Here is an 11,752-nt window from a genome sequence, read left to right on the forward strand (position 1 = left end):
AGGGGAACGATTTTGAAGAAAAAATTTATTGCATTAAATACATCTATTATGATCGGACTAGGAAGTTTATTTTCAATTCCAGCAGTACAAGCAGAAAGCATTTCAAATATTGAGTCTGAACGTACAGGGATCCAAGAAGAAATTGCTGAAGCACAGAAACTTATTAAAGAACTAAATGCAGAGCAAGCAAAGCTGACAAAACAAATTGAACAAGTTGAAAAAGCTATTCAAGAAAATAACGCAAAGATTACAAAAACAAAAGAGCAAATTAAAGAAACACAAGCAGACGTAGATGCATTGAAAAAATCGATTGCAGCATTGGAAGAACGAATTGCAAATCGTGAAGAAGTTCTTAAAGAACGTGCTCTTTCATTCCAAGAAAGCGGCGGCGATGTCAACTATGTGGAAGTATTATTTGGGGCAACAGACTTCAGTGATTTCGTAGGTCGCGTTCAAGCGGTAGCGACAATGGCTCAAGCAGACCGTGATATTTTAGCTCAACAAGAAGCGGATAAAGCTGAATTAGAAGAGAAGAAAGAAGCAGTTGAGAAGAAATTATCTAACTTGAAAAGCATGAAGGTTGAGTTAGAAGGAATGCAGGTTCACATTGAATCTCAGAAGAAACAAAGTGAAAGAGCCATGGCGAAGTTAGAGGCAAAAGAAGCAACAACGAAACAGCTTCAAGAAAGCCTAGAGAAAAAGGACGCTAATCTTGAGTCGCAAATTGCTTCTATTCTTGAAGAAAGAAGACAAGAAGCAAAACGTAAAGCAGCAGAAGAACAAACTTTACAACAAGCAGCAAGAGAAGCGCAACAATCAACACAATCATCAACATCTAACAATAGCTCTTCAACATCATCAGCAAACGATAAATCTGATACATCTGATAAATCGAAATCAACTGAATCAACTAAATCAACTGAACCAACTGAACCAAAAGCTGCTGCACCTAAACCAAGCAGTGCTAACACAGGTTCAGCGATTACGGCAGGATACAAGTATATTGGGAACTCTACTTATAAATTTGGCGGCGGTAGAACGGCATCAGATATTGCGAACGGTTTATTCGATTGTTCTGCTTTCGTATCTTGGGCATATCGTCAAGCAGGTGTGAGCCTTCCAGCGCATACAGATGCTTTAGCGGTATCTGGAACAAAAGTTTCAGCAAGCCAAATGCAGCCTGGAGATTTAGTATTCTTTGATACGTATAAAAGAAATGGACATGTTGGTATTTATGTAGGCGGCGGTAAATTCATCGGTTCTCAAAGCTCTACGGGCGTAGCTATTGCGAATATGAGCAGCGGTTACTGGGCTGACACATTCAATGGACATGTTGTACGTGTAAACTAATAAGTATAGAAGGAATAAGCAGAGGAGACACTCTCTGCTTATTTTTCTATGAAATGCTATTTTGGTACTATTTCTCAAAAAACTATTTTTGAAAAAATAAAAGAAAAAAATGAAACTTATTTTGTTCTATATCGTAAATACTATAAAGTATAAGCTGAAAGGTGATGGGAAAATTCGTATAGGACAATAAGGTGCATTTACTAAAAAATGAAACATATATCAAGGAGGAACTTACTTACATGAAAAAATTATTGGCAGCTTTATTAACTGCAATTCTGGTGTTAGCACCTGTTGGCAGCTTTGTATTCCAAGAGAGCGCAACAACGGTTGATGCGAAATCCTACAAATCAGGAAAGAAAAGCTTTAATACTGATAGAAACAGCAATATCCAAAATAATAATATAAACAAATCTGATGCGACAACAAATAAAGCAAAGACGAACACTACTAATAAAGGCGGCTTTATGTCTGGCGGACTTATGAAAGGTCTTATGTTAGGTGGACTTGCTGGATTACTATTTGGCAGCTTATTTGCGAATATGGGTGTATTAGGATCAATTCTTGGCTTCTTAATTAATGTAATTGCAATCGTAGCTATCATTGTCATCATTCGTAAAATCTTCGTTTACTTCAAGGATAAAAAGAAAAAAGAGGATACTAATCCGTGGAGAAATTAATCATTCCAGAACAAGATATTATTAATGCACTATGTGTGTATATTTCTCGTAAAAAACAAATTCAACCTCAAGATGTTGAAGTAGAATTGATGTATGACGATGAGTATGGATTTTCTGCTGAAGTGTATTGGGAAGGGCGTAAGCAAGTTCTAATTACAGTGAACTTAATCGAAGCACTTCGTTTATGGCTTGATGAATTTTTAAACCGAGATCCTTATTCCGGAATTGAGCTAGTGCTTGATGATGAAGAAGGAATTATAGCTGTTATTAACTGAAGAAAAGGATGTACCTATTTTTATGGGTGCATCCTTTTTGTTTACATACCCCATTCTAATGGAGGAAATTAGGAGTGGTGGAAAAGTTTTAAAAGTGAATTGACAAATTTATCTTGCTGTATTATATTTAATTCATAGTTTTTTAATATGTTTAATGTGATAACTGTGAAAATTGTTGTACTATTTTGATAAATTGATAATGTCTATAAGTGAAACAGTGGAATACAAGAAGCAGGTGTGAATTCATGATTATAGGGGGGCTTCGTATGAGCAAGTTAGAAGAGCAGCAATTACAATATATTTTATCCAGTTTGCAAAATATCCAGTATGGTTCAGTAGTTATTACGGTACATAACGGTGAAATCACACAAGTCGATACAACGGAAAAGAAGCGGTTTCCACTTTTAAAAAGTCATACTGCCAAAGCGAAATAGAATAAATCAATGGGGAAACTAAAGCATCACAAAGTATAGGGTGGTGCTTTTATTTATTTTCATATTGCTATATATAATACGGTTAATTATTCAACAAGTTCTCCAGATCTTGAACCGTTATGAACGGATAGGTCTATAAGTTCTCACTCTTTCCGTGATAGAATAAAGAGAAGAGGTGAGCAGGGGTTCACCTCGATAATGGGAAAAAAGGGGGATTTGTATGACTTTACAATCAATTGAACCGAAAATTTTAGAGCTTATTGAAACATTTGATGGGCGAATCGCGTACAAAATTGAAAACGATCGCGGAGAGTCTATTTCTTATCACGAACATGAAGCGTTTCAATCCGCAAGCTTAATTAAAATCCCGATGATTATTGAAGGGTATCGTCAAGCTGAGAACAAAGATATTTATTTAAATCAGCCGTTAACGATTCCACGCAATGAGGTCACTCGCGGGTCTGGTGTACTCCATACTTTGTCAGATAAGGTATTTTTAACAGTTGAAGATTTATTAACGCTCATGATTACAATTTCGGATAACACCTCTACGAATATGATGATGACGTTGCTTACTTTTGAAAAGATTAATCAATGTATTCAAGAGCTAGGATTGGAAAATACCGTTCTAGAACGAAGAATGTTTGATTTTAAGGCGTTAAAGGAAGGGCGCGACAATACGATGTCAGCCGCGGATACGGTACGATGCTTAAAAGCGATACATACGGGTAATTTTTTAACAAAAGCCAGTCAAGAAAGGATTCTAGACATCTTTGAACAGCAGCAATTTAAGGAACGCCTTCCTGCTATGATGGGAAAAGGTGTGAAAGTTGGGAATAAAACAGGCAGCCTTCGTGGAGTCATGCATGATGCGGCTATTATTCGCTCTGAAACAGAAACGGTTTACGCGTCTGTTTTAACGGAAGATATGGCGTCAGAAGAGGAAAGCCGTCAGATTATTAGTAAGATTGGTAAGTTGATTTATGATGAGATGGTAAGCTCTTAACTTTATATTGGAATGAAAAGAGGCCGTCCCAAGCTTTAAACTTTGGACGGCCTTAAAAATAATAGAAAGAGTGAAAGGATGAGAAGGAAGATTACGATTAGTTAAAGTATGATAAAGGAGGATAGTCGATGTTTTTAAGGAAAATCACTATGCTTCAAGACAAAGTGGATGGGGGTCAGTATCCATTTTCAATTCCAGCGATTCGATCATTATCTGAATTAGAAATCGAGAAGCCGGTCACTTTTTTTGTTGGCGAGAATGGCTCGGGAAAATCCACTTTATTAGAAGCAATTGCGGTGAATGCTGGTTTTCATGCTGCTGGCGGCGGTCGGAATAATATATATGATGTATATGCAGCACAAGCTGATTTGCGAGATTATATTCGGCTTTCGTGGCTGCCGAAAATTACGAATGGCTTTTTCCTGCGAGCGGAATCATTTTACCAGTTTGCTTCTCATATTGATGAATTAGCAAAGGGGCATTCTAGTATTTATCAGAGCTACGGGGGACAATCTTTGCATAAGCAATGACATGGCGAATCGTTTCTATCTTTATTTACAAATCGATTTAATGAAAATGCGATTTATTTTTTAGATGAACCAGAGGCGGCATTATCACCAGCGAGACAGCTAGCTCTTCTTCGTGTTATGCACGATTTAATGACGAAAGGGAATGTTCAATTTATTATTGCCACGCATTCTCCTATTTTACTCGGCTATCCGGATGCACAAATTCTGAGCTTTGATCATGGGGAAATTAAAGAAGTAGATTATGAGAGTACGGAGCATTATCAAATAACGAAGTATTTTTTACAGCATCGGGAGAAAATGCTGATGGAGCTGTTTATGGAGGAAGATTAAAAAAGAGCTTGCAGAATTGATTCGCAACATATTTGTGTAGAACAAGAGGGGGAATTTACGTGGTAAAAATTCGTAAGGCTTTCAGTGATGAAGTAGAAATGATTCGACAGCAAAGAATAGAGGCATATGAAGAACATGCACAGGGCATCCCAGAAGGACATTGGGAGGCTCTAAAGAAATCTATCGCGTCAAATGCCGATGAACAGAAGGATGTTGAACTTCTAGTTGCTGAATTAGATGGAGAAGTGGTAGGCAGTGTTGCTCTGTTTCCTGAGAAATCAGATGCTTATAAAGGACTTGTTGATATGTTAGATTACCCTGAAATCAGAATGCTGGCAGTCACACCGCAGTCAAGAGGAAGAGGTGTTGCTGAGGCATTAATAAAAGAATGTATTCGTCGAACAAAAGCAAAAGGTTCACAGTATATCGGCTTACATACAGCAGATTTTATGAAATCTGCTATGCGGCTGTATGAACGTATGGGCTTTGTACGAATGCCGCAATTTGATTTTCAGCCTGCTGATGACGGAATCATTGTAAAGGCATATCGACTATCTATCGAATGAAGAATATGGCAAAAGAAACAGCCACGTGTTTTCTAGTATATAGAAACATGTGGCTGTTGAATTTAATCATATGTTTAATGTTAAAACGCCCAACCTCCATTACGGAAGACAGGTTCAGCAGTTCCGTCAGCTAGAATTCCGTCGATGTTCATTTTGTCAGAGCCAATCATGAAGTCAACACCCTTGTCTAGCAAGGGTTTAGAGCTATTCTGTGATCAATTTTGCGACCACAAGTGACCATGAAAAAGACCAACAGTCAATAATATTTATCCCTATGCCCGCTCAAATAGAGAGGGCATTTTATGTATTGTGATATAAAAGTTCGTATACACCGACAAAAATTCCGAATAGGGAATTTGAAAACGAAAATAGAGTTTTGTTCAATTTGAAATCCACCTAACCCTCTCAATAATCTCATGCAAATCATCGGGCTTATGAAATTCAATCGGAGAAACACCTTTTTCAAATTGAACGGAATCCGCTTCAAATAGTAATACATACTTTCCATTGATTTTTCCTAAATGAATCGTATCTCCAAAGTCCGCCAGATAGCCTTTTACAGTAAACTTCATAAGGTTTGAAACTCGAAGAGCTGAGTTAATACCAAGAACTAAGAGGAAAGGTCACGTTTATTTTTGAAGACTTTTCTTTAACTTAATGTTCTTTTTTCTCGAATAAGTGTACAAATTGCCACTTAAAATGGTTGCAGATGCCGATTTATTAATTTTTCTATTAAAACCTACCATATTTTAAATAAAACCATACACAAAAAAATTGTATAAATTATCCAATCACCTTAATTATTTTTGAATATATAGTTTATAGGTAATTGAGAAAGGATGGTAAAAGTGAAACATTATATTGTTCCTCCTTCTTGGCTTCAATCCTCTAATTCACAGTTTAGGGGATGCTGTCCACTGTTTGCAACTCCAAAATCGCACGGAAAAATGTGCAATTGTCCTCCTGGACCAGAAGGACCACCAGGACCAGGATTAACTGGTTTTCAAATCATGTCGCAATGTGTAAATTCACAAGCTGGTGTCGCGACCTTTACCATTACCTGTCCACCTAATAATATTGGGATCTCTGCTGGATTTTCTATTACTGGCGGTAATCAAGTTAGACTTACTCAAATGCAACCGGTTGGTTCTCCCCCTAATCAATGGATCTTTCGAGCAGAAGGTCAAGGGAATCAACAGTTTACACTATGCGGTTATGTCATTTGTGCACAAATCGTATAATTAAGCAGAAGTAACTCACTTCTCTAATAAAAGCGATTAACTACGCAAATTTCTCATGTTGTCGAAAAAATCCTGATAGCCTACTTTTTGTCTTTTTCTACGTCCCTAATAACTTGCATTTTTTCTTATAAATAAAATATTCCGTTACTATTATCCATGCTCTAGCTTTCCGAGGTGAACTAGGTACAAATGACCCAAGTGAAGAAAATGCCATTGAATTATTAAAAGGAGTGTTACAAGAACAAGTGAAATAGTTGTAAGGAGACATCCAATTTGGTTGGATGTCTTTTTTTGGTCTTTCAGAAAGGCTTTTTAATTTTAGTGGTATTAGATAAAATATATCCAAGGGACTTATTTTCTGTTAGGGAATCTGGGGTTTTTTTAACAGTGAAAGGTAGTATCAAGAAAGACAAGAAAACAGGTAAATATTTTTATGTAATAGATATGGGGATTGACCAATTAACAGGGAAACGAACACAAAAAAAGAAATGAGGCTTCAATACTAAGAAGGATGCGGAGCATGCTCTTAGTGAATCTCTAACTGATGTTAGGTTGGGTAAGTATACTGAGCGGGATAAAATTACATTAGGTGCTTTTATTCAAGACTGATTAAAGGAAATGAAATTAAATGTAGCGGTTAGTACTTATCAAAACTATATTAGTTTTTTCAAGTGTCATATCAGTCCGAGACTAGGTCATTTTAGAATACAAAAAATTGAACCTTTGATAGTCCAAAGATTTATTTATGATTTGGTCGAAGAAACGGTTTTAAGTCCTAATACGATAAAGAAAATCATTGATATGTTAAAGGTGGTTTTTAAAAAGCTGTTAGTTTAAAACTTGTAAAAGAAAATCCAGTTTTAAATGTTACATTGCCAAAGCGAAACAATAATGAAATGACTGCTTGGGATACGGAACAGGTAGAATGTTTTATACAACATTCAAAGAAGCATCGATTTTATACAGTCTATTTAATCGCTCTATTAGCAGGGATGCGGAAAGGTGAAATATTAGGCTTGCGTTGGAAGGATATTGATTTTGAACAAAAAGTCATTTATATCAGACAAATCTATGACCTCAATGCAAAGCAGTTTAAAGTTGGAGCTAAAACAAATGCTGGTGTTCGCTCAATTCATATCATATCCCTGATGTGTTGATAGAACAATTGAAAAAAGAGCGAGTAGTTGTTATCGGACATAAGCTGAAGCAAGGTCAAAACTTCAACGATTATGATTTAGTTGTTTGTACACGTTATGGGAATCCGCTTGATTCTGCTACTCTTTCTAAACGTCTTAAAGCCCAAGCGATAAAGCTAGGATTACCCGCAATCCGTTTTCATGATTTAAGACATACATATGTCACGATGTTAATCAAACAAAATGTTAATGTAAAGGTGATTTTGGAGCGGGTGGGTCATACGTCCATCCAAATTACATTAGATAAATATAGCCGCGTGCTCCCTAGTATGCAGAAACACGTGGCTAATGAACTTGATAATATGTTTAGAGCCAAAGAAATGTGACCATTTCTGTGACCACTCAAGGTTTAAAGCCTTCAAAACGCCTCTATATCAAGCTTAATGTTAAAACGCCCAATCTCCATTACGGAAGACAGGTTCAGCAGTTCCGTCAGCTAGAATGCCATCGATGTTCATTTTGTCAGAGCCAATCATGAAGTCAACGTGAGTTAAGCTTTCATTTAAGCCATGTTCAGCTAGTTGTTCCGGTGTCATATCTTTCCCGCCTTCAAGACAGAAGGCATATGCACTGCCGATAGCTAAGTGATTCGATGCATTTTCGTCAAACAGTGTATTAAAGAATAGCACATTAGATTGTGAAATAGGGGAGTTGAATGGCACGAGTGCGACTTCTCCTAAGTAGTGAGAGCCTTCATCTGTATCCACTAATTGTTTTAAAATTTCTTCGCCTTCTTCTGCTTGTACCTCGATAATGCGTCCATCTTTAAATGTAACAGAGAAGTTATTAATAATATTTCCACCATAGCTAAGCGGTTTTGTGCTTCTTACTGTTCCATTAACACCCGTTTTTAATGGGACCGTAAACACTTCTTCCGTCGGCATGTTGGCCATAAAATGATGTCCGTGTTGGTTGATGCTGCCGGCGCCGCACCATAGATGTTTTTCAGGAAGCTCAATTGTTAAGTCGGTTCCTGGAGCTGTGTAATGAAGTTTTTTGTAGTGCTTGTCATTCAAATAATCTACTTTTTCATGCAAGGTGTCATCATGTGTTTTCCATGCTTCAACAGGGTTCTCTGTATCAACACGAACCGCTTTGAAGATGGCTTCCCATAGTTTATGTACGCGATTTTCAGCCGGCTCTTCAGGGAATACTTTGTTTGCCCAAGCTTCAGAAGGAACGGCTACGATGGACCAGCTTACTTTATCGGATTGCATAGCTTGGCGCCACGGTTTTAAAGCAGTACCTGATGCTTTTTGGAAATTTGCAATTCGCTTTGGATCTACGCCTTTTAATAAATCAGGACTGGAGGAAATCACAGATAGAAAGGCTGCTCCTTTTTCCGCTAGTTCAATGGTTTCTTTGGCACGCCATTCAGGATATTCATGAAAGACTTCATCTGGTGCTAATTCATATTTTGTACGATTCACAATGTCGTCGTTCCAATTGACAATTACATTATATGCGCCAGCTTCATATGCCTTTTTGACAATTAAGCGTACGAGCTCCGCGCCTTCTAGTGTCGTATTGACAACAAGCGTTTGTCCCTGTTGGATGTTAACACCGACTTTTACAGCTAGCTCTGCGTATTTTTCTAAATTTGCTTGGAAATCACTCATTATGATTCCTCCCTTTCCAAAATCTACAACTTATATTGTACTAATAGAGAAAGAAAAAAGAAACTTATAGCATCCGTAAACAATGAAAAACAACAAACTGGATCTGCAGTTTGTTGTTTTTCAGTCTTATTTTAATACATCGTGATCAACATAACGTTCTCCGTTTATTTCGCTAATCAAGTTGATTGCGACTCTTGCACCGTCTCCAGCCGTCACGATCGTATGTGCGCTCGTTCCTGCACATGCTCCGGCAGCCCAAATGCCTTCTACGTTTGTTTTTCCAGCAGCATCTACATCAAACACTTTCTTTGATCTTGGCTCTGTACCATCTTTTGTTGTGATACCTGCTTCTTCAGCTAAGCTTGTTAGTCCGCCTGTTGCTAAAATGATTTGTTTCGCTTCAACCGATCCGTTTTCTGTTTGGATTTGAAATCCCTCAGCCGTTTTACTAATTCCCGTTACTTTTGTTTCAATTAGCTCTGCACCAAATTTTTTCGCTTGGGCTAGACCTGTTGCTAATAAATCAGGTCCAGCAATTCCAGCTGTACCGTAATGATTATCTAACCAAGCTCTTTTTGTGCCGCTTTGGCTGCTGTCTAGAATAACTGTTTGTTTTCCTGCTTTCGCTGTAAAGATGGCCGCACTGCCTCCAGCCGCTCCAGCTCCAATAATCGCTATTTCATACATAGGAAAAAACCTCCTTTTTTATACTCATGTTCATTTTAACAAATGAGGGAAGAAGAGGGCTAATGATTGAGACTGTATTTCAAGAAAAGGGAGCTGTTCCAAATGGAGCAGCCCCTTTTGACATTATTTATTTAAATTAATCCAAACGCTCTTCACTTCTGTATAGTTGTTTAGAGCATAGGAGCCCATTTCACGGCCGATACCGGATTGTTTGTATCCGCCAAATGGAGAAGCGGCATCAAATGCATTGTAGCAGTTGACCCAAACCGTACCAGCACGCAGCTTGTTAGCGATATAATGAGCATTGGCAATGTCACGCGTCCAAACACCAGCAGCAAGGCCATATTCACTTGCATTCGCTCGTTTGATGACATCATCTAAGTCCTCATATGGTAAAGCTGAAATAACAGGACCGAAGATTTCTTCTTTCGCAATCGTCATGTTATCTTCGACATTTGCGAAAATAGTAGGCGCAACAAAATAACCTTCTTCGCTAGGAGGAGCTCCGCCAGCTAGAATCTCCGCACCTTCTGTAATCCCTTTAGCAATGTAGCCAAGCACGCGCTTTTGTTGTTCTTCGGAAACAAGCGGTCCAATTTGAGTATTTGGATCAAGACCTGCTCCTTGTTGAATAGATTTAGCATGACTTGCCATGTCAGCTACCACGTTATCGTAATGCTTCTTTTGAATAAAGACACGAGAGCCAGCGCAACAAACTTGTCCTTGGTTAAACATAACACCGTTTAACGCACCAGGAATCGCTTTAGAGAAATCAGCATCAGGCAGGATGATGTTTGGTGACTTTCCACCAAGTTCAAGCGTCACCCGTTTTAGTGAATAGGAAGCAGAACGCATGATGCGTTTACCGACTTCTGTTGAGCCAGTGAAGGCAATCTTATCTACTTCAGGGTGATCGACTAAAGATTGGCCTGCTGTTTCTCCGAAGCCAGGAATGATGTTGATAACCCCGTCTGGGAATCCTGCTTCAGAAATTAATTCAGCAAGGTAGAGAGCAGACAGAGGCGTTTGCTCTGCCGGTTTTAGAACAACTGTGCAGCCAGTGGCAAGAGCAGCCCCAAGCTTCCACATGGCCATTAAGAGCGGGAAGTTCCATGGGATGATTTGTCCGACAACGCCAACGGCTTCATGTCTTGTATAGTTAAAATAATTGCCGCTTACAGGGATAGTTTGTCCAACGATTTTCGTTGACCAGCCTGCATAATATCGAATATGTTCAATTGCTAATGGAATATCGGCATTAGTTGTTTCTCTAATTGGTTTACCGTTATCTAATGTTTCAAGTTGAGCAAGCTCTGTTTTGTTTTCTTCCATTAAGTCCGCGAGCTTGTACATTAAACGACTGCGCTCTGCTGCACTTAATCTTGACCATGGGCCTTCATCAAATGCTTTACGAGCTGCCTTGACGGCTAAATTAATATCCTCTTTATCACCTTCATATACTTCAACAAGTTTTTTACCTGTTGCTGGATTTGGAGTGGAAAATGTTTTCTTAGAGACACTTTCAACGAATTGTCCATTAATATACAGCTTTTTTGGTCCTTGTAAAAACTTTTGAAGCTTTTCACTAACTTGCAAAGTAAGATTTGACATAAATACCTCCTAAAATATACGTAAATTGGTATTGTGCAAATCATGATGCGGGATAAATAGGTGAGAGCATTTAAGATACTCCCTAATACATCTTAACAAATGTAATGATTATACTCAAATGTTAAATTGTGTTAATTTTAATATTTTTTTATAGCTAGAAATTTCTCTTTGAAAGGTGTGCCAAACTACGGTTTCGTGCGAAAAAAGTCAGAAATCATCAACACTCTATG

At 38.0% G+C, this 11,752-nt stretch carries 15 protein-coding genes and 2 pseudogenes; 12 read left to right on the top strand and 5 right to left on the bottom strand.

Going from position 1 to position 11,752, the window contains the following annotated elements; translation table 11 throughout:
• The first annotated feature begins 12 nt into the window (after positions 1–12).
• From V7068_RS17855 to V7068_RS17885, 7 genes and pseudogenes are all read left to right on the top strand, one after another.
• On the top strand, positions 13–1,350 hold the full coding sequence (locus V7068_RS17855) for a C40 family peptidase (protein WP_499713898.1): 1,338 nt from the start codon (positions 13–15) through the stop codon (positions 1,348–1,350).
• A gap of 239 nt (positions 1,351–1,589) precedes the next feature.
• On the top strand, positions 1,590–2,027 hold the full coding sequence (locus V7068_RS17860) for a hypothetical protein (RefSeq protein WP_499713899.1): 438 nt from the start codon (positions 1,590–1,592) through the stop codon (positions 2,025–2,027).
• The gene (locus tag V7068_RS17865; RefSeq protein WP_252289687.1) at positions 2,015–2,302 is read left to right on the top strand and encodes a YxcD family protein; all 288 of its coding nucleotides are present in this window, start codon (positions 2,015–2,017) and stop codon (positions 2,300–2,302) included. Before V7068_RS17860 ends, V7068_RS17865 begins: the two co-directional genes overlap by 13 nt.
• A gap of 266 nt (positions 2,303–2,568) precedes the next feature.
• The gene (locus tag V7068_RS17870; RefSeq protein WP_127759565.1) at positions 2,569–2,736 is read left to right on the top strand and encodes a YezD family protein; all 168 of its coding nucleotides are present in this window, start codon (positions 2,569–2,571) and stop codon (positions 2,734–2,736) included.
• 220 nt (positions 2,737–2,956) lie between these two features.
• A complete protein-coding gene (locus tag V7068_RS17875; protein WP_499713900.1) occupies positions 2,957–3,742 on the top strand; it encodes a serine hydrolase in 786 nt (261 codons plus the stop codon).
• Positions 3,743–3,870: 128 nt separating this feature from the next.
• A pseudogene (locus V7068_RS17880) lies at positions 3,871–4,602 on the top strand (AAA family ATPase).
• A 59-nt stretch (positions 4,603–4,661) separates the two neighbouring features.
• On the top strand, positions 4,662–5,168 hold the full coding sequence (locus V7068_RS17885) for a GNAT family N-acetyltransferase (protein WP_499713901.1): 507 nt from the start codon (positions 4,662–4,664) through the stop codon (positions 5,166–5,168).
• 80 nt (positions 5,169–5,248) lie between these two features.
• On the opposite strand, the pseudogene V7068_RS17890 reads toward V7068_RS17885, so the two are convergent.
• A pseudogene (locus V7068_RS17890) lies at positions 5,249–5,347 on the bottom strand (aminopeptidase); the annotation flags it as partial.
• 201 nt (positions 5,348–5,548) lie between these two features.
• On the bottom strand, positions 5,549–5,770 hold the full coding sequence (locus tag V7068_RS17895) for a DUF3900 domain-containing protein (RefSeq protein WP_499713909.1): 222 nt from the start codon (positions 5,768–5,770) through the stop codon (positions 5,549–5,551).
• Between the two features lie 246 nt (positions 5,771–6,016).
• Between V7068_RS17895 and V7068_RS17900 the strand changes: the two genes are divergently transcribed.
• The 5 genes from V7068_RS17900 to V7068_RS17920 all read left to right on the top strand — a co-directional run bounded on the left by V7068_RS17900 (position 6,017) and on the right by V7068_RS17920 (position 7,931).
• A complete protein-coding gene (locus tag V7068_RS17900) occupies positions 6,017–6,409 on the top strand; it encodes a hypothetical protein (protein WP_499713902.1) in 393 nt (130 codons plus the stop codon).
• Between the two features lie 273 nt (positions 6,410–6,682).
• Positions 6,683–6,901, top strand: a complete 219-nt coding sequence (locus tag V7068_RS17905; RefSeq protein WP_499713903.1) for a hypothetical protein — start codon at positions 6,683–6,685, stop codon at positions 6,899–6,901.
• A gap of 126 nt (positions 6,902–7,027) precedes the next feature.
• Positions 7,028–7,246 carry a tyrosine-type recombinase/integrase gene (locus tag V7068_RS17910; protein ID WP_499713904.1) on the top strand — a complete coding sequence of 73 codons (219 nt, stop codon included), beginning with the start codon at positions 7,028–7,030 and terminating at the stop codon, positions 7,244–7,246.
• A gap of 35 nt (positions 7,247–7,281) precedes the next feature.
• Complete coding sequence (locus V7068_RS17915; protein WP_499713905.1) at positions 7,282–7,566, top strand: tyrosine-type recombinase/integrase; 285 nt, start codon at positions 7,282–7,284, stop codon at positions 7,564–7,566.
• A gap of 8 nt (positions 7,567–7,574) precedes the next feature.
• Positions 7,575–7,931 carry a tyrosine-type recombinase/integrase gene (locus V7068_RS17920; protein WP_499713906.1) on the top strand — a complete coding sequence of 119 codons (357 nt, stop codon included), beginning with the start codon at positions 7,575–7,577 and terminating at the stop codon, positions 7,929–7,931.
• 60 nt (positions 7,932–7,991) lie between these two features.
• Here V7068_RS17920 and V7068_RS17925 read toward each other — a convergent pair whose 3' ends face one another.
• From V7068_RS17925 to V7068_RS17935, 3 genes are all read right to left on the bottom strand, one after another.
• The gene (locus V7068_RS17925; RefSeq protein WP_252293934.1) at positions 7,992–9,224 is read right to left on the bottom strand and encodes an aminopeptidase; all 1,233 of its coding nucleotides are present in this window, start codon (positions 9,222–9,224) and stop codon (positions 7,992–7,994) included.
• A gap of 126 nt (positions 9,225–9,350) precedes the next feature.
• Positions 9,351–9,911 (bottom strand): FAD-dependent oxidoreductase, encoded by a 561-nt coding sequence (locus V7068_RS17930; RefSeq protein WP_499713907.1) that lies wholly within the window; start codon positions 9,909–9,911, stop codon positions 9,351–9,353.
• Between the two features lie 123 nt (positions 9,912–10,034).
• On the bottom strand, positions 10,035–11,522 hold the full coding sequence (locus V7068_RS17935; RefSeq protein ID WP_499713908.1) for an aldehyde dehydrogenase family protein: 1,488 nt from the start codon (positions 11,520–11,522) through the stop codon (positions 10,035–10,037).
• Between the last annotated feature and the right edge of the window lie 230 nt (positions 11,523–11,752).

It is taken from the genome of Bacillus sp. JJ634, from assembly GCF_036962285.1.
In the GTDB taxonomy this organism is placed as follows: Bacteria; Bacillota; Bacilli; order Bacillales; family DSM-1321; genus Peribacillus; species Peribacillus asahii_A.